18 protein-coding genes are annotated in these 24,313 nt (G+C 57.0%); 2 read left to right on the top strand and 16 right to left on the bottom strand.

Annotated elements, in window-relative coordinates:
* Positions 1-69: 69 nt before the first annotated feature.
* From G536_RS0110325 to G536_RS0110345, 5 genes are all read right to left on the bottom strand, one after another.
* On the bottom strand, positions 70-702 hold the full coding sequence (locus tag G536_RS0110325) for an ABC transporter ATP-binding protein (protein ID WP_022823520.1): 633 nt from the start codon (positions 700-702) through the stop codon (positions 70-72).
* Complete coding sequence (lpxA, locus tag G536_RS0110330; protein WP_026880040.1) at positions 692-1,489, bottom strand: acyl-ACP--UDP-N-acetylglucosamine O-acyltransferase; 798 nt, start codon at positions 1,487-1,489, stop codon at positions 692-694. The genes G536_RS0110325 and lpxA overlap by 11 nt, the downstream gene beginning before the upstream one ends.
* Positions 1,490-1,596: 107 nt before the next feature.
* On the bottom strand, positions 1,597-2,991 hold the full coding sequence (locus G536_RS0110335) for a bifunctional UDP-3-O-[3-hydroxymyristoyl] N-acetylglucosamine deacetylase/3-hydroxyacyl-ACP dehydratase (protein ID WP_022823522.1): 1,395 nt from the start codon (positions 2,989-2,991) through the stop codon (positions 1,597-1,599).
* A gap of 133 nt (positions 2,992-3,124) precedes the next feature.
* Positions 3,125-4,165: a UDP-3-O-(3-hydroxymyristoyl)glucosamine N-acyltransferase gene (lpxD, locus tag G536_RS0110340; RefSeq protein ID WP_022823523.1), complete on the bottom strand. Its 1,041-nt coding sequence runs from the start codon at positions 4,163-4,165 to the stop codon at positions 3,125-3,127.
* 88 nt (positions 4,166-4,253) lie between these two features.
* The gene (locus G536_RS0110345; RefSeq protein ID WP_022823524.1) at positions 4,254-5,483 is read right to left on the bottom strand and encodes an HD domain-containing protein; all 1,230 of its coding nucleotides are present in this window, start codon (positions 5,481-5,483) and stop codon (positions 4,254-4,256) included.
* 366 nt (positions 5,484-5,849) lie between these two features.
* Between G536_RS0110345 and porX the strand changes: the two genes are divergently transcribed.
* Positions 5,850-7,418, top strand: a complete 1,569-nt coding sequence (gene porX, locus G536_RS0110350; RefSeq protein WP_022823525.1) for a T9SS response regulator signal transducer PorX — start codon at positions 5,850-5,852, stop codon at positions 7,416-7,418.
* Positions 7,419-7,491: 73 nt separating this feature from the next.
* Here porX and G536_RS0110355 read toward each other — a convergent pair whose 3' ends face one another.
* From G536_RS0110355 to G536_RS0110385, 7 genes are all read right to left on the bottom strand, one after another.
* Entirely contained in the window at positions 7,492-7,863 is a 372-nt protein-coding gene (locus tag G536_RS0110355; protein ID WP_022823526.1) for a TonB-dependent receptor plug domain-containing protein, read from the bottom strand.
* 52 nt (positions 7,864-7,915) lie between these two features.
* Positions 7,916-9,787 (bottom strand): M1 family metallopeptidase, encoded by a 1,872-nt coding sequence (locus G536_RS0110360; RefSeq protein WP_022823527.1) that lies wholly within the window; start codon positions 9,785-9,787, stop codon positions 7,916-7,918.
* A gap of 112 nt (positions 9,788-9,899) precedes the next feature.
* Positions 9,900-10,475 carry an alpha/beta fold hydrolase gene (locus tag G536_RS0110365; RefSeq protein WP_026880042.1) on the bottom strand — a complete coding sequence of 192 codons (576 nt, stop codon included), beginning with the start codon at positions 10,473-10,475 and terminating at the stop codon, positions 9,900-9,902.
* A 4-nt stretch (positions 10,476-10,479) separates the two neighbouring features.
* Positions 10,480-10,854: an alpha/beta hydrolase family protein gene (locus G536_RS0110370; protein WP_157530543.1), complete on the bottom strand. Its 375-nt coding sequence runs from the start codon at positions 10,852-10,854 to the stop codon at positions 10,480-10,482.
* An 86-nt stretch (positions 10,855-10,940) separates the two neighbouring features.
* Entirely contained in the window at positions 10,941-11,855 is a 915-nt protein-coding gene (locus G536_RS0110375; protein WP_022823528.1) for a metallophosphoesterase, read from the bottom strand.
* Positions 11,856-12,031: 176 nt separating this feature from the next.
* A complete protein-coding gene (locus tag G536_RS0110380; protein ID WP_022823529.1) occupies positions 12,032-13,144 on the bottom strand; it encodes a Smr/MutS family protein in 1,113 nt (370 codons plus the stop codon).
* 204 nt (positions 13,145-13,348) lie between these two features.
* Entirely contained in the window at positions 13,349-14,341 is a 993-nt protein-coding gene (locus tag G536_RS0110385) for a YfiM family protein (RefSeq protein ID WP_245575792.1), read from the bottom strand.
* A 161-nt stretch (positions 14,342-14,502) separates the two neighbouring features.
* Here G536_RS0110385 and G536_RS27325 point away from each other — a divergent pair, with 161 nt between their 5' ends.
* A complete protein-coding gene (locus G536_RS27325) occupies positions 14,503-17,337 on the top strand; it encodes an alpha-amylase family glycosyl hydrolase (protein ID WP_033370026.1) in 2,835 nt (944 codons plus the stop codon).
* A gap of 118 nt (positions 17,338-17,455) precedes the next feature.
* Here G536_RS27325 and G536_RS0110395 read toward each other — a convergent pair whose 3' ends face one another.
* From G536_RS0110395 to G536_RS0110410, 4 genes are all read right to left on the bottom strand, one after another.
* Entirely contained in the window at positions 17,456-18,307 is an 852-nt protein-coding gene (locus G536_RS0110395) for an N-acetylglucosamine kinase (RefSeq protein ID WP_022823532.1), read from the bottom strand.
* 186 nt (positions 18,308-18,493) lie between these two features.
* On the bottom strand, positions 18,494-19,276 hold the full coding sequence (locus G536_RS0110400) for a SusE domain-containing protein (RefSeq protein WP_022823533.1): 783 nt from the start codon (positions 19,274-19,276) through the stop codon (positions 18,494-18,496).
* 71 nt (positions 19,277-19,347) lie between these two features.
* Positions 19,348-21,009, bottom strand: a complete 1,662-nt coding sequence (locus tag G536_RS0110405; RefSeq protein WP_022823534.1) for a RagB/SusD family nutrient uptake outer membrane protein — start codon at positions 21,007-21,009, stop codon at positions 19,348-19,350.
* 12 nt (positions 21,010-21,021) lie between these two features.
* On the bottom strand, positions 21,022-24,048 hold the full coding sequence (locus G536_RS0110410) for a SusC/RagA family TonB-linked outer membrane protein (protein WP_026880045.1): 3,027 nt from the start codon (positions 24,046-24,048) through the stop codon (positions 21,022-21,024).
* Positions 24,049-24,313 lie beyond the last annotated feature (265 nt).

A 24,313-nucleotide genomic window follows, 5' to 3' on the forward strand; every position in this document is an offset into this window, starting at 1 on the left:
TGTCAAAAAGTGCGTTTCAGGCGGGCAGCAACACTTTACGGTAGAGCTATTACCAGTTCAGAACCACAGTTATCGGGCTGCCTGCGCCCCAAAATCCGTGATATTGAGCTGCGCAGTGCAGAAGGCGTATTCCTCAGGTACGTTGCTGGAAACTAATACCGTGCGGCCCGCTAGTGTAACCTGCACATGCTCCTGATACCAGGCTACACCGGCGCGGTCGAGGTTGGTGGTCGGCTCGTCGAGCAGAAGTAAAGGCGTGTCAGCGTAAAGAGCCAGGGCCAGCTTGAGGCGCTGCTTCATACCCGAAGAAAAATCACGCACCAGCTTGTGGCGGGACTTTTCAAGGTACATTAGCTCGATGAGGCGTTGCGAGGTCAGGCCAGGCCGGAGCGGCTTGAACCGGGAGTGGAAGTGCAGTAGTTCAGTCAGCGTCAGTTCCTCAATCAGCTCTAGGTAGGGCGCCGCGTAAGCTAGCAATGGCGGCACCTCTTCTACCGGCACTTCCCGGCCCTGGTGCTGGTAGCGTAAGGTGCCGTTGGTAGGCAGTTGCTGCCCAGAAAGCGTATTGAGCAAGGTGCTTTTGCCCGCCCCGTTAGGACCCAAAATAGCCGTAGCCGAACCGGACTGGAAGGTATGCGTCAGGCCTCGGAAAATCCACTCGCGGGCATACCGCTTGCCGAGTTCAGCTACCTCAATCTGCACCGCTGCCGTTGCGCGAATAGCCCTTGATAACGCCCCGGCCCGAGTTGCGCACAAAATTCACTACTTCGTCGCGCTCCGGCGAGGGGGCCAGCTCTAGCTCAATCTTGTCGAGGGCTTCGTTGTTGTTCATACCGCCCAAGAACAGCAACCGGTACAGCTGCTGAATCTCGGAAATCTTCTGGTCGGAGTAGCCGCGGCGGCGCAGTCCGATGCTGTTGATGCCGGCATAGGTCAGCGGCTCGCGCCCAGCCTTCACGAAAGGCGGCACATCCTTGCGCACCAACGAACCCCCTGATACCATAGCATGCTGCCCGACCTTCACAAACTGGTGTACCGCCGAAGTACCGCCAATAATGGCGTGGTCCCCAATTTCCACGTGACCGGCCAGCTGCACGCCGTTAGCCAATACGCAGTGATTACCGATGATGCAGTCGTGCGCGACGTGCACGTAGGCCATTAGCAGACAGTTGGCACCCACCACGGTTTTCATGCGGTCAACGGTGCCGCGGTTTACCGTCACGCACTCCCGGATTACGGTATAGTCGCCGATGTGAACGGTGGTTTTCTCGCCGGCAAACTTCAAATCCTGCGGCATGGCCGCAATAACAGCGCCCGGGAAAATCTTACAATTCTTGCCGATGCGGGCCCCCGCCATGATGGTTACGTTCGGGCCAATCCAGGTGCCTTCCCCTATTTCCACATCCTTATCAATGGTTGTGAAAGGTTCCACTACTACGTTTTGCGCAATCTTGGCTTCGGGGTGAATATAGGCGAGCGGCTGGTTCATTCGGATCAATTAAAAATGAAGAACTAAAAATTAAAAATTGAAGCAGATGGCCCCGTCTGAACGGTCACGGGCATTTTTAATTCTTCATTTTTAATTTTTAATTGATTTTAGGCGTCTTTACGTACGATGGCGGCACTCATTTCGGCTTCCATCACCACTTTGCCATTCACAAAGGCCTGGCCGCGCATTTTGGCAATGCCACGCTTAACGGGAGCCAGCAGCCAGCACCGGAAAATAACCGTGTCGCCGGGCTTCACCATGCGGCGGAAGCGGCAATTCTCGATGCCCACAAAGTAAGGCGTATAATTCTCCGGATCCGGTACAGTATTTAGCACCAAAATACCACCCGTCTGGGCCATGGCTTCCACCTGCAACACGCCCGGAAACACAGGGTTGCCGGGGTAGTGGCCCATGAAGAAAGGCTCGTTGATAGTTACGTTCTTGATGCTGGCCACCGACGTGTCGTCAAGGTGTATCACTTTGTCGATCAGCAGGAACGGGTAGCGGTGCGGTAGCACCTGCATGATTTGATTGATGTCCATGACCGGCTCCCGCGTGGGGTCGTAGTGCGGCACGGGCGAGGAGTTGGCCTCCATCATTTTCTTCTTGATCTTCTTGGCAAACGCCACGTTGGCGGCGTGGCCGGGGCGGGCCGCCAGAATCTGGCCTTTCAGCGGCCGACCAACTAGGGCTAGGTCGCCTACTAAGTCGAGGAGCTTGTGGCGGGCGGGCTCGTTTTTGTAGCGGAGGTCTACATTGTTGAGGATGCCTTCCTTCTTCACGGCCACTTTGGGCTTGCCCAGCATGGTAGCCAGTTCGGCCAGTTCGTCTTCGCTCACCACTCGGTCTACTACCACAATGGCGTTGCTCAAGTCACCACCTTTGATGAGGTTTTGCTTATACAGCGCCTCCAACTCGTGCAGGAAGCAGAAGGTGCGAGAGCTGGAAATATCGTGCTTGAACTGACTGATATCGGTGAGTGAGGCGTGCTGCGAACCAAGGACCGGCGAGTTATAGTCCACCATTACCGTCAGGCGGTAATCGTTGAGGGGCAGGGCGGCTAGCTCTACGGCGCGGCTGTTGTCAACGAAGCGGATTTCCGAGGGAATCTCGTAATAGTTGCGCAGGGCGTTCTGCTCTTCCAGTCCGGCGTCTTCCAAGGCCTGAATGAACTGGTAGCTGGAGCCATCCATGATGGGCGGCTCGGGGCCGTCCAACTTAATCAACACGTTATCAATCTGCAAGCCTACCAAAGCTGCCAGCGTGTGCTCCACGGTGTTCACGCGGGCGCCATTCTGTTCGATGGTCGTGCCGCGTGAAAGGTCCACTACGTTGTCGACGTCGGCTACAACGATGGGCTGATCGGGCAGGTCCATGCGCTGAAACTGGTAGCCGTGGCCGACGGGGGCCGGGCAGAACGTCATGGTGGCTTGAACGCCGGTATGCAGCCCGATGCCGCTTACCGTAACGGGGGCCTTGATGGTGTGTTGCTTGTCGTTCATTTATTAGCTGTTAGCTGCTAGCTGTTGGCTATTAGCTGACGTACTGGTAGAAAATGCGAGCGGAAAGGATACGGAAAAACGCCACAGGCTAACAGCTAAAAGCTACAAGCCAACAGTTTTCCGGGTCGCAAAGCTAGGGCTTTTCCGGCGGGTTTGTGCGGCGTTCCAGCTGGGTGATGCGGCGCTCCAACTCGGGCAGGTGCCGGAAAACAGCTTGGGCCCGCAAACTGTCGCGCAGGTTGAAGGCGGGGGAGCCCTGTAGCAGAATACCCTCTTCCTTGATGGATTTGCCTACGCCCGACTGCGCCGTAACGGTGGTGCGGTTGGCCAGCGTAAGGTGCCCAGCCAAGCCTACCTGGCCTGCCAGCACGCAGAAGTCGCCGATTTTGGTGGAGCCAGAAATGCCGCTCTGCGAAGCTACTACCGTGTGCCGCCCGATTTCCACGTTGTGCGCAATCTGCACGAGGTTGTCGATTTTGGCGCCTTCTCGGATGATGGTCGAGCCCATGGTGGCGCAGTCGATGGTGGCGTTGGCCCCGATGCTGACGTTGTCTTGCAGCACCACGTTGCCAATCTGCGGAATGGTGCGGTACGAGCCATCGGGCTGCGGCGCAAAGCCGAATCCGTCGGAGCCAATTACCGCTCCGGCGTGCACGGTGCACCGCTCGCCAATAACGGTTTCAGCGTAGATTTTCGCGCCAGCATATAGAATAGTGCCGCTGCCAATCTTGCACCGGTCACCGATGAAAACGTGCGGGAATATCACCACGTCGTCACCGATTTCACAGTTCTGGCCCACGTAGGAAAACGCCCCGCGGTAGTGGTTGCCACCAATGGTGGAGTTGGGCCCTAAAAAGCTAGGTTCCTCTACGCCGCGGCGCCCGGTGCGGGTGGCCTGCTGGTAGAACTCAAGCAGGGTGGTAAAGCTGGAATACGGGTCGTCAACCCGGATAAGGGCCGTAGTTACCGGGTGCCGCAGCTCTAGCGTACGGCTCACAATAACGGCCGAAGCGCCCGTCGTGTAGAGGTGCGCTTCGTACTTAAGATTGGCCAGGAAAGACAAGGCCCCAGCCTGGGCTTCTTCGATTTTTGCCAGCCGGTTAATGGGCTGGGCTACGTCGCCTTCCACTGTGCCGTGCAGCACTTCGGCTATCTGACCTACCGTAAATTCCATCGGGCAAAAGTAGAGAAATATTCAGTTGTCGGTTATCAGTTGTGAGTTGTTGGTTTGTTCTGGCAACTCACAACTGATAACCGACAACTCATAAAATTTCCTTGGGGTAGCAGATGTAGTGCTTTTCAACGCGCTGGCCCAGCGCTTTGATGTTGGGCAGGTCGGAGGCTTCGGCCACGTTCACTACCCGGCCGCGCTTGGTTAGCACGTCGATGGTGTCTTGGCCATCGGCGTCGTAGGCGTTGTTGCTGATGCGGCCGGCAATCATGAGTTGGGCGGCATCGTCGTGGGTGAGGCCGAACCGCTCGGCAATTAGCTCCACAATGCCAATCTGGAAGTCTTCCTCAAAAGGCTCGGTTTGCAGGCTAATTTTGAACAGGTGTCGGTCCAGAATACTTTGGGAGAGGTAGTTCAGCACCTTGTCGGGGTGGTCGGCCCAGAGCTTCACGGCGCTCCACACGTCGGTGTCGTCGAGGCGGGCGAAACGGCGCAGGATGGCGTCGTCGGCTTCAAACTCAGCCTGGGTTACGGCTTTGGCCAGGAAGAAATGCAGGGCCGGGGAGGCCGGTACCTTATGGCCGGCGCGGGTCAGTTCTTGGGCGCGTTGCATGATGCGGATAATCATCTGCTCGGCGCTGGTTACGGTTTTGTGCAGATACACCTGCCAGTACATCAGCCGCCGGCTCACCAAGAAATTCTCGATGCTGTATACCGCTTTTTCTTCTAGCACCAGCTTTTCATCTACCACGGTCAGCATTTTGATGAGACGGTCGGCGCCGGGGCGGCCTTCCTGCACGCCAGTATAGAACGAGTCTCGGTTGAGGTAGTCGAGCCGGTCCATGTCGAGCTGGCTGCTGACGAGCTGGTGGAAAAACGGCCGGTGGTAGGTGCCCTGGAAGATTTCGATGGCCAAATCCAGCGCCCCGTCAAACTCGGCGTTCAGCTTCCGCATCAGGTGCAAACTGATTTGCTCGTGGTCGACGCCGTGGAAAATACTGCGCTCCAAAGCGTGGGAGAGGGGGCCGTGGCCGATGTCGTGGAGGAGGATGGCCGCTTGCGCCGCTTCGCCCTCACGGGCGGTAATGGCTACGCCTTTATCCTTAAGTGTGCGCAACGCCAACGACATGAGGTGCATAGCGCCCAGCGCGTGGTGAAAGCGCGTGTGCAGCGCCCCCGGATACACAAACATGGTGAGGCCCAATTGCTGAATCCGCCGCAGGCGCTGGAAATACGAGTGCTCAATCAGGTCGAACAACAGCTCGGTAGGGATGGTCACGAAGCCATACACCGGGTCGTTGAAGATTTTCTTTTTATTCATAGGAGGCAGCCCGATCCTCCAGCTTCGGGCATTGTTGCACGGTTTGTGCTGTATGTGGCTGAACGGGTGTCGTTCAACAAGGCCCGAAGCTGGAGCTTCAGGCAGCATTTTGGCGGCGCCAACAGGAATCCACTTATTTTCCGGTTCTTTACGGCGGAGTTTGACGGGAATATCTGTTGGCGATAATTTTTTAAATCAAAAACCGAGGATTGGGAGTAAAGCTACTTACGAAACTTCAGTTGCAACCCTTTTAAGCCTGTTAGGTTCTTTGGAATCTAACGGTGCTGTGAATGGTACAACTACCACAGGAAGCTCGTTTATTGCCGCGCCAACCGTAGGTTGGCGTTACACCCAAGACCCCACTCAATGCAACGTTACAGCATACTCTGGGCCGATGATGAAATCGACCTCCTTAAGCCGCACATCCTCTTTTTACAGGAAAAAGGCTACGACGTAACCGGTGTTAATTCTGGTGCCGACGCCATCGAGCAAGTGCAGGAGCAGAACTACGACATCGTATTTCTCGACGAAAATATGCCCGGCCTCACCGGCCTCGAAACCCTCACCGAAATCAAGGCGGCCAAGCCCACGCTTCCCGTCATTATGATTACCAAGAGCGAGGAAGAGCACATCATGGAGGACGCCATCGGCTCCAAGATTGCCGATTACCTCATCAAGCCCGTCAACCCCAGCCAGATTCTGCTGTCGGTGAAGAAGGTACTCGACAACAAGCGCCTCGTATCCGAGAAAACCAACTCCGGCTATCAGCGCGACTTCCGCCAGCTAGGCATGCAGCTCTCCGACCGCCTCAGCCCCAGCGAGTGGGCAGATGTGTACAAGAAGTTGGTGTACTGGGAGTTGGAAATCAACGAGACGGAAGGCAAGAGCATGGCTGACGTCTTCAACATGCAGAAGGACGAGGCCAATACCTACTTCGGCCGCTTCATCACCGAGGACTACGAGGACTGGGTGAACGGCGACGATAAGGACGCTCCGCTCATGTCGCACCAGCTGTTCAAGGAGCGGGTGTTTCCGCTGATGAAGTCCACCGGCGACACACCCGTGTACTTCGTGCTCATCGACAACCTGCGCTACGACCAGTGGAAGATTCTGGAGCCCATCATTGCCGAGCTGTTCACCGTGGACCAGGAGGAGATGTATTATTCCATCCTGCCTACTACCACGGCCTACGCCCGTAACGCCATTTTCGCGGGCATGATGCCCGGTGATATCCAGAAGAAATACCCCAACCTGTGGGTGTGGGACGACGATGACGAAGGCAAAAACCTGCACGAAGCCGAGCTGGTGGAAATCAACTTCCAGAAGGCCGGCCAGAAGCAGAAGTTCAGCTACAACAAGGTAACCAACCTGCAAGCCGGTAAAGACTTGTTGGGCAAAATGGCCAACCTGCACAACAACAACAAGCTGAACATCATCGTCTACAACTTCGTGGACATGCTCAGCCACGCCCGCACCGACATGGCCATGATTCGGGAACTGGCTGCAGATGAGTCGGCGTATCGCAGCATTACCCGTTCGTGGTTCCTGCACTCGCCGCTGTATGAAATGTTGCAGCAGATTGCCGAGCGCAAAGGCAAGCTCATCATTACCACTGACCACGGCACCATCCGGGTGAAGCGCCCCTACAAGATTGTGGGCGACCGAAACACCAACACCAACCTGCGCTACAAGCACGGCAAAAACCTGGGCTTCGACGACAGCAAGGACGTGTATACCGTGCGTAAGCCGGAGCGCATCTTCCTGCCCCGCGAAAACGTGAGCACCGCCTACGTCTTCACGGTTGGTGACTACTTCTTCGCCTACCCCAACAACTACAACTACTACGTGAACTACTACAAGGACACGTTCCAGCACGGTGGTATTTCGTTGGAGGAGTGCATCATCCCCTATATCACGCTCACCCCGAAAGGGTAGAAGAGGATGGATTTTAAAAAAGGGACGCCAGAGTATGGCGTCCCTTTTTTAGTTTATAGTAAATGGTAGGGAGTTACTTCTTCATGGTAATCAATATCACACCGTTCAGGCCACTAGGACCATACACGGCGGCCTTGCTGCCTTTCAGAACTTCGATTTTTTCAATCAGATTAGGTTCCAGCGTTTTCATCCGTTCCTCCGTGATGGGCGTTCCATCGACAACGTAGAGGGGCGGGTTGCGTGAAGCTAGCGTTGTATTGTGCGAAAGGCGGATGGAGGTGCTAGGCGCAGAATTGGCTGCCGGCTGCCCGTTTTTGGGTTGCACCAAAGGCTCTGGCTTTCCAATGGATAATTGCGGAAGGGCAGTCTGGGCGTAGCTGTTAGTACTAGCACTTAGGAGCAATGCCCCCGTGATACGTGCGAAAGTCAGGCTTAGCTTTTTCATGCAAAAAGATAGTGAAGTTTGCTGTTATAACGTGCTGTAAATGAGAAGGGTCTTACTTTCTCATCCACACGTTATCGGCCTTGTGCTTGTCGGGTACGTAGGTGCTGCCTAGCTCCACGCGCTTCACGGCTTGTTTGGTGGAAACGGGCACCGTGACGGTGGTATTGCCGGCTTGCCACACTGCAACGGTGCGGTGAAGTTTCTCGGTTTTGCCATCGGCGAAAGTCACGGTGAGGTCGACGGGGACGGGTTTGGTGCCTTTGGCGGTTACCAGGATGTCGTAGCCGCTGCTGGTTTTGCTGACGTTGCTAACGGCCAGATCGGGGTAGCCGTCGTCGAAAAACCAGCGCTGCCAGAACCAGTTCAGATTTTGGCCCGCGCCTGTGTTCATCGAGTTGAAGAAATCGTAGGGCATGGGGTGCTTGCCGTGCCAGTTGCGGATGTAGGTGTGCAGGGCTTTCGTGAACAGCTCCTCGCCAAGCAAATCTTTCACGTAGAGGTAGCCCAGCGCCGGTTTGGGGTAAGAATTCAGGAAGAACGCCGTGCCGTTTTGGAGGGTGCTGAGCGTGGTGATGGGCACATCAAACTCTTGCGCTGAGCCGCGGGCGTAGGGCTCCACGCCGTATTCATCCTCGAAACCGGGCTTGATGATGCCGGAAATAATCCACTCCCCGATGGTGGCCCAGCCCTCGTCCATCCAACCGTATTTGGTTTCGTTGGTGCCCATGTAGAACGGGAACATGGTGTGGAATACCTCGTGGTCGGTGAGGGTGATGGCGTCGTCGCGGGTGTCCACAGGGTTGTCATTCACCATCATCGGGTACTCCATCTGGTCGAGGCCATCGAACACGGTTTCGTGGGAGTAGGGGAAGGGCCACTTCGGGAAGGTGTAGCTCATAGCTTCCACGGTCTGACGTGTGAACTGCACCACTTCCTCGAAATCCTTGTGCTTGGGATTATACACGGCATCGACGCGGGTGCGGCGCTTAGTGGCGGCATCTACCACCAGGCTGCTGGCCTGCCACACGTAATGGTCGGCGGTGGCAAACACGAAATCCGTTACGTCTTTGGCTTCAAAGCGCCAAGTGTTCTGGGCGTTGGCGACGGTAATGTCTTTACGCTTGAGGTCGGCCTCGCTAATGATAGGGGTAATGCCGTCTTGCTGCTCGGCCTGCTGAAGGCGCTGCACGTATTTCGGCGCCAAGACCTGGCTGGCGTTTTTCAAATCACCAGTGGCCCACACCACGAAGTTACGGGGCACTGTAATGGCGGCTCGGAAGGTGCAGAAGTCGTTGTAGAATTCCTGAGAGCCGTTGTAGTCGGCGGTGTTCCAGCCATCAATATCATCATACACCGCAATGCGCGGGAAGAAATACGCCACGAAAGCCGCCCCCGGCTCAATTTCGCCGGTGCGCATGTGGGAGCCTTTGTTGAGGAGGTAGGAGTAGGCCACCCGCACCTTCAGGCTGCCGCCTGAACCCAACGCCTTGGGGAGCTTCACGGGCAGGTTGGTGGCCTGAATCCGGAGCTTGGCTACGTCCTGGGCTTGCCCGTTGAAACTGAGCGCTTCAATCTGCACTCCCTCGCCAATATCTTCAGCACTCATCGGGTTGACCCGCGGCGCACCTTTTTGATACAGGTTCGGGTAGAGCTTGAATTGCAGTTGCCGCAGCGAATCGGGGCTGGCGTTTTGGTACACGACATCCACGGTGCCCGCCACCCGGCGCGTGGCGGGGTCGAAGCTAACGTTGATGTCGTATTCGGCGGAGTTCTGCCAGTACTTAGGACCCGGCGCGCCGGTGGCCGAGCGGGTGCCCTTGGCATAGGTGGCTTGCAGGTTGAGCGGTACTGGCAGCAGCTGGCTGCGGCCGGGCAGCGCCAGCAGCAAGGTCAGCCCGGCCAGTAGGGTAGAGGGTAGTTTCATGAAGAGGGAATATCGCCACAAAAGTAACCATCCTCTCCACCGGGCTGCATTTCGGCCGTGCGAACTGTCGTTTAGTTCTGCCCTGTCGTGGCCAGTAGCCGTTGCCTGGTGGCTACTTGGCCGGAGTCACGAAGCTGCAAACTGCCCGCGTAAAGGCCGCGTTGTTTTCATGGTAGAGCAGATGGCTGCCGGGAAGTATCACCGTTTGTTGCTGCGGGAAACGAAAGGATTTGTAATGTTCCACCCCCACCGCATAGTCGCGGGTGCCGGTGATAACGAGGGCTGGTACGTGTATCTGCGCCGTTAGCGCCGTGTAGTCGGCTACATATTCGGGGTAGGAGTTGGCCAGCGTACTATCGAGCAGCGGCGGAATCAGCTTGGACCCGAAGTCGGTGGTGCGCTGGTAGCTGCTTTCCAGGCTGTCCATGCGGGCAATGGTGCCAATGCTGTCGGCCAGCAGCCGGTAAGCCAAGTGGCGCTGGCTAAGCTGCTGTCGTAGCTGCCCCCAGGCCTGCACCAGGCGCGGGCGGTTGGTAGGTGTAAGTACCGTGTCTATGCCCAGCAGGTGGTAGCCGGCCGTTAGCTGGTTTTGCAGGAAGGTGGTGCTAAAGAAATGCAAGGTGGAGTTTGCCAGAATGAGGCCGGCCACGCGCTGTGGGTATTTGCGGGCGTAGTTTACGGCCAGCACGCCCCTACATCTTCTCGACCCCCAGCTGCTGCCGGATTTCCTCCATATCTTCTACTAGCCGGTTCAGGCTGTAATCTGCCGCGTTCTGCGAGTGGCCCGACCCGCGCTGGTCGGCGTAAATCATGGTCAGGCACTGCTCCAGACGGTTGCCGCCCAGCTGCTCGAACGAGAGGTAGTCCTGGCCCGGCCCGCCGTGCACGTACAGGCAAGGGTAGCCCTGGCCCGCTACCTTCACGGCCACCTTCACGCCGTCATGGGTGGTAATCATCTGCTCGGAAGGCGGGAGCTGCCGGTATGGGGGCGTGGAATGGCAGGCTGCTAGCGTTGCCGCAAGGACCATGGCCAGCACAAAACGAAGCAAACAAGGTAGAGCGGGCATGAAACAGAAGCGTGAATAAGCCTGAAAACACAAGTAACAGTGTCCAACTCGACAGCTTAGCAAGGTTTGGCAATAGGCTACTTTCCTTACACGCTTACCAACCCGGCTGGCGTTAGTTCCTGTTCGCCGTGCCAACAGTAGGCCACCAGCTCGCCGCCTTTCGCCACGCTGTAATCCAGACACACGGCGTGCGGGCTCAGCAACTGCGGCGTACCACGCAGCCAGTAATGGCCGAAGAACACGGGTGTATCGTCCTGGTAATGCCACGCGTCAGTTAACGCGGCCACATCAACGGGTAGCAGGTTTAGCGCCTCAATGGGCTCCAAGTAATACTCTTGGTAGGTGCTGTTTTGCGGGTCGTGCCACCAGCGGGTGCGCATTTTGGTGCGGGCGTTGCCGTCTTTGTCGTGGAAGGAAACGGCGGGGGGTAGGTCCACTTCCTTGCCTTTGAGGGTGTCTTCCACCGCCTGGTACTCGGGGGTGCCGCGCTGGGAACTACGCAGCAGAAAGGCGTCGGTGAGGCGCGCATTAGGTAATTGCTGGCGCAGGTACTCGATGTGGCGCGGGTCCCAGCAGGCGTGTACCACGCGCATGCCCGGTAGTTCCAGAAACAGTGGCAACGTTTTGAACCATTCGATATAGTCCTGCCACTGCGCCCAGCCTTCCCGAGTGCTGAAGGCTTCCAGCGTTTTGAAGTGCTGCATGATGTTGCGCGGCATATGTGGCCGTAGGTGGCCGCCTTGGGGGTGCTTTTCGTGGAAGCAAATGGCATTGTACTCGTGGTTACCCATCACCGCCAAAGCTGCGCCACCGTCCACCATACCGCGCACAATCTCCAGCGTTTCCCGGATGTACGGCCCCCGGTCGATGAAGTCACCCACGAAAATTACCTGCCGGTTGGGGTGCCGATACACGCCTTGCTCTAGCGCATACCCCAGCTTGGCCAGCATGGCGCGCAACTCGTTGGCGTGGCCGTGAATGTCACCAATGATGTCGTACATGGGTTTGTTAATCTATAAGATTCACTGACAGCTACTTATGAAAGCTAGTTCCCCTCCTCAGATAAGCAGGGGCTAGGGGTGGTTAACCAATCGTTGAACGAAAATTAGCTTTCTAATTCTAGTTCTTCAACCACCCCTAACCCCTCCTCATCCAAGGAGGGGAACTAGCTTTTAGCTTACTTCAACCGGACCAGTGTGGCGCCGTAACCGAACTTCTCTTTTCGGGAATCCTCGAAGAACTTGATGTCCTTGTTGCGGCTTAGCAGCTTGTGGATTTCTTTGCGGAGCGTGCCGCTGCCCGAGCCGTGGATGAACACAATTTCATGCATGTTGGTGGCTAAGGCGCGGCTCAAAGCATCTTCAAACGCTTCAATTTGCAGCTTCAGGATAGCCGTGTTGCTTAGTGTTTCGGCGCCTTCGGGCTGAAGGGCTTCTAGGTGCAAGTCCACTTCGTGCGGTGGCGCCACAATGGCTTTAGCGGGCTCCGGGGCGGGGGCCACGGCGGCCGGTTTGGCGGGCGCGTTGCCACTGAGCTGGGCTTTCAGGGTTTCGGCGAGCTTGTCGGGGGCAATGGCAACTGGGGCAGCGGGCTTCTCATCCAACTGAAACAAGTAAGCATCCTGCTTGAGCACCGGGGCCTCGCGGCGGCTAGTGTAGAAGCTGCCGGCCCGGAACTGAGTGCGCTTGGTAATCAACTCATAGGCCGTGTTGCCGTTCACCTGGTGCGGCAGCAACTGCACCACCAAAGCCGGCCACTGGTCGAAATCCTTGAGGTGGAAGTGCCCCAGCGCTGCGCTAACGGCTTTCGGGCCGAGCTTGTCGGAAGTCAGGCCGCGGTACTGCTCGCGCCGCTCCTCACCGTACGTGAACAGCACATCGGTGTCGGTATTGTTGATGACATGCACCGACAGCAGCTCCGGCGACTGATGGCTGAGCGCCAGATATAGGCCTTTGGGGGCGGGTTGGGCCACGGTGGCTTTGGGTGGGGCGGGCTGCTCGGCTTTGCTCTGGGTTGGTGCCGCACCTGGCTGCGGTACTTTGGGCTGCGCAGCTTTAGCCGATTTGGCGGCCTTTGCGGCTTTGGCTACGTCGCGCGGCGCCACGGGTCCTTGCGACGAGGTACCGAAGGCCTTCTGCTCGTCGGCGGCTATTACCACCACTTCGCGGCGCAGCACCGGAATGGTAAAATCATTGTCGATGGCCACTTCCACCAGCTCGTCGCTGAGCAGGCGGGTGATGATGCCTTGCTCACGGCCGGTTAACAGGCGTACTCTATCTCCTACATTCATGAATCACAGATTTAAATAGGTGTATCGGATTACGCGGATTCCCGGGAAAGGTGGGCGCGCTTGCTTCCGACAAGGCAAAAGTCGGAAAGAAAAAGTCGGCACTGCGCCTAGGCTGGAAAATACGAGCCAAGCGTAGCTATTTGCTGTTACCTAATGTGAGCGGCCTGTACCCAGCCAGTCCACGGTGCAGCTGCCCGCCAGGCATTAGTAGTACAGGCCATGCGCCACGAAGCCGCGCCGCTTGTTCCATTCCAGCGCCGGCGCCGGCAGGTGAAAGATGCTGGCCACGTAGAACACGCGGCGCAGCAACTTGCTGCGAGTTGGGATGCGGCGCAAATCCACGTCCAGAGTCAAGTAAAACTGGCGGTAGGCGTGCAGGCCGGCGGCGGCGTTGGTGGCCGGGTCGTTGAATACCATCTGCTGGGCGCCGTAGCCTACAGCCGGTTGCAGCCAGCGGGGCCAGCGCGAAGTAGCGGGAAGCCAGGCGCCCACGTCGGTGCACAGCCAGTAGGTCTGACCGTTATAGTCTTTCAGGTGCTGCTCGGCCAGGGTTTTGCCAAGTACGTTGGGCCGGCGGGCGGCATATGGCGTGGTGTGGAACGAGTATTTGGGCATAATGCGGACCTCGCCCCAAGCCAATTGCTGCCCAATTAAACCTGCCGAGCCTAAAAAGTTGGCCGCTAAATCGGGGGCCGATGCGCCATAGGCCGGGTCCCGGCCATCGAGCAGTTCGATGGGACTTTGTAGCAGAAACCCCACGAAGCCGCCGTACCAGATGGCGCGCCGGTTGGGTACGCCGGCCCAACGTAGCATGTCCACGGCGCCGCGGCTCTGGTGAAACGCCCCCCAGAAGTGGCCGGCCTTGTCCATCTGCTTCCACTCCGGCAAATCATTGAACCAGTGTAGCTTGGTTTTCTCGCCAGTGTACCAGGCCTCGCTCAGCGCGTACATGAGGCCGGTGTACGTTACGGCTAGGCCCCCCGCCAGCAGCGGCAGCCGGCGGTTTAGGCGGGTGGCGGCAGTATCAGGCGCAGAGCTTGGAGCGGCAACTGGTGCTACCATTGTGGCCGCCGAGTCGGGAGTGGGCGACTGGGCCAGTAGGTGCAGCGGCAGGCAGCTACTTGCCAGCAGCAGCCCCAGCCGCCGGCGCAACGGCAGCAGACTAGGGGAGAGGCGCAAAGCGGACAGGAACTGCACAGAACACAGGTGAATTGAAAGAGGCCAACAAAGCTACAAACAAAAGCACCGGTCAGCAGGCCAGCAAAAAGGGCAGTTTGAGTACCTTTGCTAGCTTTTACTGCATTTTTCTGCGGCTGCGTCACCATCCAGCCTTTCCCTACTTCCCACTCACCTTTTTCATGAAAGCACTTCGACTTTTAGGTAGCCTTTGGCTATTACTGCTCAGCCCGTGGCTAGCCCAAGCTCAGGTAGTTACCGCTCAACCTACTTTTTTTCAGGATACTACTCCTGTCACGCTCACCTTCGATGCCAGCCAGGGCAACGCCGCGCTGGCTAATTTCACGGGCCCGGTGTACGTTTGGACCGGCGTTATTACCAACCTGAGCACCTCGCCTTCCGACTGGAAGTACGTGAAGAGCCCGTCGTTCGGCACCGCCGACCCGGCCGCCCAACTGACGCGTGACGCTACCAATCCCAATCTCTACCGCATCACGTTCACGCCGCGGACGTTTTATGGCGTGCCAGCCGCCGAGCAGGTGTTGAAGCTGGCCATGATTTTCAAGAATGCCGATGGCAGCATCGTCGGCCGTGGCCCCAACGGCAGCGACATTTTCGTGGACGTGTTTCAGGGTGGCCTAGGGGCTCGTATCATAACGCCGGCCGTTAGCGGTACGGCGCAGGTAGTGGCGCCGGGTACTACGGTGAACGTAACCGGCGAGGCTTCAACGGGCGCGCAGCTGACGTTCCGGCTTAATGGCACGCAGGTGGCGCAGCAGGCTTCGGCTACTACGCTTAGCGCCCCGGTTACGGTAAACCAGGCCGGCCGCAACGTCGTGCGCTTTACGGCCGTGAGCGGCACAACCACCGTGTCAGATTCCCTGATTTTGCTGGTGCGGCCCACGGTGAATGTGGCCGCGCTGCCCGCTGGCGCTAAGAAGGACGGCATTACCTACCTGAACGGCGGTACATCGGTTATTCTCAGCCTCACGGCGCCCAACAAGCAGTTTGTGTACGTGCTCGGCGAGTTCAACAACTGGCAGCAAACCAGTGCCGGCTTCATGAACCGCACTGCTGACACTGACGCCGCCAACGGCCGCTGGTGGGTGCAAATCAACGGCCTGACGCCCGGCCAGGAATACGCCTATCAATACGAAATTGATGGTGCTTTGCGCGTAGCCGACCCCTACTGCGAGAAAGTGCTGGACCCTGGTAACGACCAATTCATTCCGGCCGTCACCTACCCCAACTTGCGCGCGTACCCCACTGGCACCATCGGTATTGTGTCGGTGCTGCAAACCAACCAAACGCCCTACCAGTGGCAGGTGACCAACTTCCAGAAGCCGGCTCGCACCGATTTGGTGGTGTACGAGCTGCACCTGCGCGACTTTGTTGCCCGCCACGACTACCAGACTCTGCGCGATACGCTGGGCTATTTGCAGCGCCTAGGCGTGAACTGCATCGAGCTGATGCCAGTAAACGAGTTTGAGGGCAACGACTCCTGGGGCTACAACCCCTCGTTCTATTTCGCCCCCGATAAGTATTACGGCACCAAAGACGCCCTGAAAAGCTTCATCGACGAAGCCCACCGCCGCGGCATGGCCGTGGTGCTCGACATGGTGCTCAACCACAGCTGCGGCCAGAGCCCGATGGTGCAGATGTACTTCGACAACGGCAACCCCTCCACCACGTCGCCGTGGTTCAACCGCACCGCCACGCACCCCTTCAACGTTTGCTACGACTTCAACCACGAAAGCCCGTTCACTAAGTATTTCAGCAAGCAGGTGATGTCGTTCTGGTTGCAGGAGTACCGCATCGACGGCTACCGTTTCGACTTGAGCAAGGGGTTCACCCAGTTTAATTCCGGTTCCAACGAACCCCTAATGGCCGCCTACGACCAGTCGCGCATCAATATCTGGCTGGACTACTACAACCACCTGGTTTCCGTCAGCCCAACGCTGTACCCAATTCTGGAGCACTTCGCTGACAATAGTGAGGAAACCGTGCTGGCCAACGCCGGCCTGATGCTATGGGGCAACCTGAACGGGGCTTACAACGAAGCTTCTATGGGCTACAACGCCAACTCCAACTTCAGCGGGGGCTACTTTGGGGCCCGCAACTGGCAGTCGCCGCACTTGGTTACGTACATGGAAAGCCACGATGAAGAGCGGACGATGTACAAGAACCTCACCTTTGGTAACCAGGCCCCGCCCACAGCCCCAGCCTACGATGTACGCAACCCGACCACGGCCCTGGCCCGGCAGGAAGCGGCGGCGGCCTTCTTCTTCACGGTTCCCGGCCCGAAAATGGTGTGGCAGTTCGGGGAAGTTGGCTATGATGTGGACATCAACTTTAATGGCCGGACCGGCCAGAAGCCCATTCGCTGGAACTACTACCAGGAAGCCAACCGCCGCAAGCTGTTCAACGTGTACCGTGAGTTGATTGCGCTGCGCAAAACCCAGCCGGTGTTCAAAACGGGTACTTTCACGCAGCAAGTGGGCGGCGCCACCAAGTCCATTCACCTCACCGACCCGAATTTGAGCGTGACGGTCATCGGCAACTTCGACGTAGTGGCTCAGCCCATCAACCCCGAGTTCCAGCGCACTGGTAAATGGTACAACTACCTCACCGGCGACAGTATCACGGTGGCTAATGCTACGGCTCCGATTACGTTGCAGCCCGGCCAGTATGCCGTGTACACCTCGCGCCTCATCAGAAAAAGCACCGTGCTGAGCAATAAGCCTCGCGCCACCGATGCCCTGCGCCTCACGGCCGCGCCCAACCCAACCAGCAGCAGCGCCTTGCTCCGTTACGAGCTAACCGCGCCGGCCGCCGTTACGGTGACGGTGCAGAACTTGCTGGGCAGCACGCTGCGCACCATCCAAGTGGGTACGCGCCAGGTCAGCGGCCAGCACGAGCTAAACCTGCCCGTCCGGGACCTGGCCAACGGGGTGTACCTAGTGCGCCTAAGCACTGGGCAACTCACCCAAACCACCCGATTGGTAGTGCAGCACTAATTTTTAGTGCCTGGAAGGTAGTGTTTAGAAAAGCCCGACAGGGGATCAAAAAAGAAGGCCGATTCCATCAGGAATCGGCCTTCTTTTTTGATCCTGGAATTAGAATGCCGAGTACATTCTAAGCACTAAGCTTGCTCTCGTGGTAGGATACCAAGTCGTCGATGGGTGAACGGATGATTTTGCCGACTTCCATGCCGTGGTTGCGAGCGGCTTGCGCCAGCGCGTCGCGGAAGTTGTAGCCCACCGAGCCGATGCAGTTGAAAGTGTACTGCTGGTAGTCGGGGTAATGCACGACCAGGTTGTCGAAGAAGGTTTCGAAGCCTTGGAGTACGATTTCGCGGCAGTAGCTGATGTTGTTGTGGTCGTAGGCGAACTTGGCGAAGCTGGCCAGAAAGCGGTTCGGCAGCGGCTGGTTGTAGAGCCGGTCGATTACATCTTCGCGGGTGAGGTTGAACTCCTGCTTGAAGGTTTCCTGCAACCCATCGGGCAGCAACCCGCGCAAATAGTCACGCAATAGGCGCTTGCCGATAAATGAACCCGAGCCCTCGTCACCCAGGAAGTAGCCCAGCGAATCAACGTTGTAGGTGATTTTCTCGCCGTCGTAGAGGCAGGAGTTGGTACCCGTGCCGAGAATAGCCGCAAAGCCGGGCTTGTCGCCGAGTAGGGCGTGGGCCGCTGCCAGCAGGTCTTCGGCCACCTGCGCTTTGCAGTTCGGAAACACCTGCCGCATGGCCGCCGCTACCCGCTCGGCCTTCTCGGCATTCGACACACCCGCGCCGTAGTAGTACACCTGGGTCACGTCCGCCCGCGGGAGCGTGTCGGGTAGGTTTTTATCGAGCGACGCCGCAATGGTTTCGGTGCCTACAAAGTCGGGGTTGTAGCCCTCAGTATTGAAAAACACCCGGTTGCCGGTGCCATCAAGTTGACACCAGTTGGTTTTGGTCGAGCCGCCGTCGGCAATTAGAATCATGAGCGTGGGAAGAAAAGATGAAAGACTAGGGGTAGTACGAGCAAGCCGCCAAAGCTACTGTGCGAAAGTACAGGATGTGCGCGCTTTCACAACTGTTAGTGCCAAGCGTGGCATTATGCCCGGACAACAAAAAGGCCACTGATGAGCAGTGGCCTTTTTATTAACAGAAGTAAGCTTAACCCAGACCTACTGGGTTAAGGTATACGTCATAGTATTCAGGTTGAAAATAATAGTGTAAGTGCCAGCTGTCGGAACCGTGATGTTCGTGCCGCCTAGCAGAAGGGGGCCAGTGCCGTTAGCATTTCGCGTACCGCCACCATAGTCCACTGTCCAAGCTCTGTTTTGCCGAAATTTGAAATCACCAGCTTTCAAAGCACGAGTCAGCGTGTAGGCCTGCAAGTCACAGTCGTACGTCATTTGTATGTCGGTATTCCAGTCCACACCCGCCGGGCCGATGATAGTCCAGATACCGTCAGCTACAGGAGCTTTGCACTCGAAAGCCGTGGCTACGAGCGGAACCGCCGAAGTATAGAGCGGATTGTTGGCCGCGTACGGGAGTATGGAGCGCAGACGCATTTCAACCGGAGTAGCTATGCCGGGCGTGAGACCTAGGCTAATCAGGGCGTTATTCAGCTGGCCATACGTAACTATTGTATTGGGGCCGGCGCCGGCTTCGAGGGTAACGGGGGCAGCAAAATTATTGCCCTGCTTGTCGAGTTGTAGCGTGTACGTAACGGCCGGGGCGTAGGCGTGCTCGGTATTCTTCCAATCGAAGCTGATAGGCGCCCAGGTGTAAGTAACAGCTGGGGTTGTGCTACGGCCCTGTACCAATACGATTGTAGAAGTAGAAGCCGTGAGAGTAGGAGACGAAGTTGGAGTGAGCGTAGCCTTAGTTTCGTCTTTTTCGCAGGCCGAAAACACGAACAACAAGGCGCATAGCCCCACTACTTGAGAAAACCAGTTTTTCATGTGGGAAGTGAATTGAAGTGTGAAGCATAACGGGCCGGCCTCGGTCAAAAGACCGGCCCTTGAAGCAAAAACTATCTGTAACCTTCGTTCTGAACAAGGTTTGAGTTAACCGACAGGTCGGAGGCCGGCAGTGGGTATAGTACCCGATAGGCCTCTACGCCCCGTCCGTTCTGTACGCCACCCTTCCAAGGCCACAAGTAAGTGCCCTCCACAAAGCGGTTGTAACGAATCAGGTCCGTCCGACGGAAACCTTCCCAGAACAATTCCCGGCCCCGCTCATCCAGCAGCGAAGCAACCGTGACAGAGCTGACATCCACGGTGGCATTTGCCGTATTGATTGGAAGATTGTAGGCGCGGCGCCGAATTTGGTTGACGTAGGTTCGTGCCAGGGTAGCGTCACCGGTACCGCCACGGGCTACTGCCTCCGCGTAGTTGAGCATCATTTCCGATAAGCGAATCATCGGGAAATCTACGCTCGACTGGTTCTGTGAGCCACCCAGGGCGGCGCCAGCCGACGTTACGTTGCGGAATTTAATTACACCCAAGCCTTCCTGGAAATTACCGATATCCGAAATTTCCAGCGTCTGTCCTTGCGTCCAGAAGCGGCCCCGTGTGTCGCGGGCGGTATCGGCCCCAAACAGGTTTACTAGGTTTTTGGTGGCGCGCATACCGCCCCAGCCCCCTTGAGGCATACCAATTTTGGCTTTCCAGTTAGTATTGGACGCAATAGCCGAGCCATTCACCAGGAATGTGGTGCCCCCAAAGCTGCGCGTATTGTTGGCATCAAACGTAATCGGCCAGATGATTTCGTTGCGAGCCGGCGCCGTGTTATTGTCGGCCAGAAATAAGCGGCCATAAGCCGAGGATACATTGCCCGCCGCCGTGGTCGAGAGCGTATAGCCCGCGTCGATTACACGCTTGGCATACGTAGCAGCATCGTTGTAGCGCGGCGTGCCAGTATATGTTTGGGCGTTCAGGTACAGGCGGGAAAGCATACCCCAGGCAGCCGATTTGTCTACGCGGCCGTACTCGTTGGTGCGGGGCTCGGCAAAATCGGCATCATTGCTGAGGGCTAGTAGTTCGCTCTCCACATAGTCGAACAACTGCTGACGGGTGCGATAGGGCGGCGTAAATACCCCGGACGGGTCAGTTTCCGTTACGAACGGGCCACCACCATACAAATCGATGATATGCTGATAGGCTACGGCACGCAGGAAGCGGGCTTCGGCGCGGTAGCGCCGGGCCAAAGCCACATCAGCTCCACTCAGGCGAGCGTTCAACTTGTCGTCGCTCGACTCCCGGATGAACTCGTTGGCAACAGCAATTTCATAGTAAACACGGTAGTACAAACCACGAATGAGCGGGTTGGACGCCGTCCAGTTCATATTGTGCCAATCGCGGACCCCCTGGTCACCCCAAGCCAGAATAGCCTCATCGGTTGAGACTTCCTGCGCGCTCCACAGCTGGCGGATATAGTCGGAGGTTCCTTCGTCAATGCCCTGCACGTCGCCGCCACCAGCCGCGCCGTTGTCGTCGGAGCCCAGGCCCGTTACGGCAAAGCCGCCGTACACCTTAGCCAGCACCGAGCGGTAGCCATTCAGGTCCACGTACACGCGTTCCGGAGTGGTTTCGTATTTGGGGTCTAGGTCGAGGTCGTTGCAGGAGGTAAGTCCACTGCTGAGAGCCAGGCTGGTAGTGGCTACTGCTAAGCCACGAATCAAAAACTTATTCATTGGATGGGTGGATTAGAAGCTGGCGTTGATACCAAAAGTGAAGGTGCGGGCACGCGGATAGAAGTTGTTGTCAACCCCGTTGAAAATCTCTGGATCCAGACCTTTGTATTTGGTGATGAGGAACAGGTTCTGAACAGCAGCAGTGAGACGAAGATTCGAGCCTTCTTTGAAAATCTTACCAACATTGTAGCCCAGCGTAACATTCTCGCCGCGCAGGAATGAGCCGTTCTCCACGTAATAATCGGAGAGTACCTGCTGCGTGAGGAACCCGGTGTCGCGGATGCCAACGGGCAGATTGCCGACGAAGCCAGTAGAAGTGCGGGAGTTAGCGTAGTTGGCTAGGTTGCCTTGCAGCGAGTTGTACACGTAATTGCCGGTATTGGCGCGGAATACCGCATTCAGCGTCAGACGCTTATAAGCGAAGTTGGTGGTGAGGCCAAACGTAGCCAACGGGGCACGCTGCTTGTAGCGGTACAGGTCCTGCTCATTGATAGTGCCGTTGCCGTCACGGTCGGCATACACGCCTTCCAGCGGGCGGCCGTCTTCGCCGTACACTTGCTGGTACACGTAGTACGCGTTGTTAGCGTAGCCCACCGATTGAATCTGGATGTTGGTACCCGTACCGCCGGGGATACCCTCTACCTGATAGCCAGGGAAGCCTGCCTGCTGCGTGCCTAAGTCAGTGATTTTGGTTTTGTTGTAGGCTACGTTGAAATTCAAATCCCAAGTGAAATCCTCGGAGCGAACAGGCACCACGTTCAGGGCCAGTTCCACGCCGCGGTTACGCAACGAACCGATGTTGCGGTTGAGCTGGTTGCTCAGGCCGCCTGCTGGTACAACTACGTTGGCCAGCAGATCGTTGGATGTACGCTGGTACGCATCAATGGTACCCGAGAGACGGTTATCCAGCACTCCCCAGTCTAAGCCCACATTGTAGGTAGTGGTGGTTTCCCAGGTCAGGTCGGGGTTGTAGCCGGCCGGGCGCTGGGTTGTAACGAAGAGCGGCGCCCCGTTGGCATCTACGCCGAACTGGTACTGCACTGTCGAGCGGCCTGTCACGTAGCGCGGTAGAAAGTCGAAGGGACCACCAATTTCCTGCTGGCCCGTGATGCCGTAGCCGGCCCGCAGCTTCAACTCCGTGATGGAGTTGTTGTTGGCGAGGAATTCTTCGCCCTTAATACGCCAGCCCAAGCCTACAGCCGGGAAGTAACCACTCCGGTTGCCTTTGCGGAAACGGGAAGTATTGTCGTTACGCAACGTAGCCGTCAGCAGGTAGCGGTCCTTCACCGACAGATTGGCGCGGCCGAAGTACGAAATGAGGCGGTAGGGGTCGTAGTAACCTGCTACCGTCAGCTCCTGGCCCGGCGTGAAAAGGGAGGTACGGTCGAAACGGTAGGGGAGGTACAGCGGGCCTTGGGTTTCAAAGTCCTGGTACGAATAGCCAGCCTGCACGTCGAACTTGGTGGTTTCACTTAGCTGCTTGTTATAAGCCAAGTAGAATTCCAGCAGACGCATGTCTTTGTCCTGCTTGTACTGCGAGTAGCGGCCGTTTTGGTTGACGTTGGTAACGCCGCTGTTGAAGTTGCCGAAATCGGTTACCGAGTTAGTCGTCGAGCCTTTGCCCCGCGAAACGTCGGTAGCTAGGTTCAGGTTGGCCCGCAGCTCGGGTAGGAAGTGGAATTTGTAGTCCAGCTGCACGTTACCAATAAAGCGGTTCACGTCGCTGATGTTGTTGGTGTTGCGCAGGGCCGCTACTGGGTTGCCAGGGGCCAGCGTCAGCGGTATGCCAGCGCTGGTGAGGTACTGATTGTAGCCCCCGAAAGGCGTAAACCGACCTTCTGGTGAGAAAACGGGTTGGGTTGGGTCGTAGAACAAAGCACCACCAATAGCCCCGTTATCAATGAAACGGTTTTTCAGCTGCGTGCCTTTGGCATTCACGTCGATGCGCAGGTGGCCGTCGAGAATTACCGGTGAGAGGCTCAAAGAGCCCGTATTACGCTTCAGATTGTTGGTGATGACAATACCGTCCTGGTAGAGGTTACCATAGGAGACCCGGAACGGGAGCTTGCCCAGGTTACCGGTCAGGCTGATGTTGTTGTCGTAAGTGGCGGCGGTGCGGAAAATCTCATCCTGCCAATCGGTGTTAGCTGAACCCAGTGTGGCAACCTGTGAGGCAATACCATTGGCCTGAATCCGGGAGCGGAACTCATCGGCACCCAGTACGTCGTAGGTTTTGAAAGGGCGGGCAATGGACGTCTGCGACGAGAAATTTACCGTCAGCTTCTCGCCCTGTACGCCGCGCTTGGTGGTAATAAGTACCACGCCGTTCGAGGCCCGGTTGCCATAGATGGCCAGCGCCGAAGCGTCTTTCAGTACCGTTATCGACTCAATATCGTTGGGGTTGATGAGCGTGAGGGGGTTGCTGGCTCCGCTAATGGACCCCTTGTCTACGGGTACCCCATCAATTACAAACAGGGGGTCGTTGTTGGCATTCAGTGAAGAGCCCCCGCGGATACGGATGGTGTTGGCTGAGCCCGGGGCACCACCACCCGTGGTAATGCTCACCCCCGCAATCTTACCCTGTACCAACTGCTCAGGGTTGGTTACTTGGCCCGGCACGAAGTCTTTGGCCTGCACGGTGGCAATGGAGCCGGTTACATCCTGGCGGCGCTGCACACCGTAGCCTACTACTACTGCCTCATTGAGCAGGGTAGTGTTTTCGTTGAGCGTGACATTACCTAAGGCCGAGTTCTGGCCGTTTGTGCTGTTAAACGGGAGCCGAGTGGAAGTAAAGCCTACATACGAAATGACGAGCGTGTGCTGGCCAGCCGGGACTTTCTCAATGGAAAAGCCTCCGTCTGAATTGGTGGAATTACCGAGTGTTGTACCCTCAATTAGCACAGTCACACCAGGTAATCCTTCGCCTTTTTCGTCGACGACGCGGCCACTTACAGAGCCGGTCTGGGCAAAAGCGCCCGTGAAACCGGCACACACGAACAGTAGCAAAAACAATAGTTTTGCCAGGTAGGGGTGTTTCATTGGAAAAATGTTAGAAATGGAAATGGGTTTTTCCGGCTCAGCCGGAGTGGGAATTTGTGCGGCAATGCGCATATCATCAAGCAGCCTTGGTAAACTAGCAGGTCACTTCGGGGTAAGACTTCTTAACTATGCTCTGAGTACTGCAATCCGGTAAATGGGCGTGCAAGGTACTGCTTTCACGCGTACATCGGAAACGTTTGCGGGTGCTCTATAGGAATAGCACTAATTCCGCTTTATTGCGAAATTTTGCTTTTGCCAGCCGTTA

The sequence above is a fragment of the Hymenobacter norwichensis DSM 15439 genome (genome assembly GCF_000420705.1).
Taxonomy (GTDB): Bacteria; Bacteroidota; Bacteroidia; order Cytophagales; family Hymenobacteraceae; genus Hymenobacter; species Hymenobacter norwichensis.

Coding starts and splice junctions, on each gene's coding strand:
- G536_RS0110345 (WP_022823524.1), bottom strand. CDS start 5,483: ATGAATAAAAAGAAAATCTTCAACGACCCGGTGTATGGCTTCGTGACC.
- G536_RS0110405 (WP_022823534.1), bottom strand. CDS start 21,009: ATGAATAAGTTTTTGATTCGTGGCTTAGCAGTAGCCACTACCAGCCTG.
- lpxA (WP_026880040.1), bottom strand. CDS start 1,489: ATGAACCAGCCGCTCGCCTATATTCACCCCGAAGCCAAGATTGCGCAA.
- G536_RS0110395 (WP_022823532.1), bottom strand. CDS start 18,307: ATGATTCTAATTGCCGACGGCGGCTCGACCAAAACCAACTGGTGTCAA.
- G536_RS0110355 (WP_022823526.1), bottom strand. CDS start 7,863: ATGAAAAAGCTAAGCCTGACTTTCGCACGTATCACGGGGGCATTGCTC.
- G536_RS0110370 (WP_157530543.1), bottom strand. CDS start 10,854: ATGCCCGCTCTACCTTGTTTGCTTCGTTTTGTGCTGGCCATGGTCCTT.
- G536_RS0110410 (WP_026880045.1), bottom strand. CDS start 24,048: ATGAAACACCCCTACCTGGCAAAACTATTGTTTTTGCTACTGTTCGTG.
- G536_RS0110400 (WP_022823533.1), bottom strand. CDS start 19,276: ATGAAAAACTGGTTTTCTCAAGTAGTGGGGCTATGCGCCTTGTTGTTC.
- G536_RS0110380 (WP_022823529.1), bottom strand. CDS start 13,144: ATGAATGTAGGAGATAGAGTACGCCTGTTAACCGGCCGTGAGCAAGGC.
- lpxD (WP_022823523.1), bottom strand. CDS start 4,165: ATGGAATTTACGGTAGGTCAGATAGCCGAAGTGCTGCACGGCACAGTG.
- G536_RS0110375 (WP_022823528.1), bottom strand. CDS start 11,855: ATGTACGACATCATTGGTGACATTCACGGCCACGCCAACGAGTTGCGC.
- G536_RS0110360 (WP_022823527.1), bottom strand. CDS start 9,787: ATGAAACTACCCTCTACCCTACTGGCCGGGCTGACCTTGCTGCTGGCG.
- G536_RS27325 (WP_033370026.1), top strand. CDS start 14,503: ATGAAAGCACTTCGACTTTTAGGTAGCCTTTGGCTATTACTGCTCAGC.
- G536_RS0110335 (WP_022823522.1), bottom strand. CDS start 2,991: ATGAACGACAAGCAACACACCATCAAGGCCCCCGTTACGGTAAGCGGC.
- porX (WP_022823525.1), top strand. CDS start 5,850: ATGCAACGTTACAGCATACTCTGGGCCGATGATGAAATCGACCTCCTT.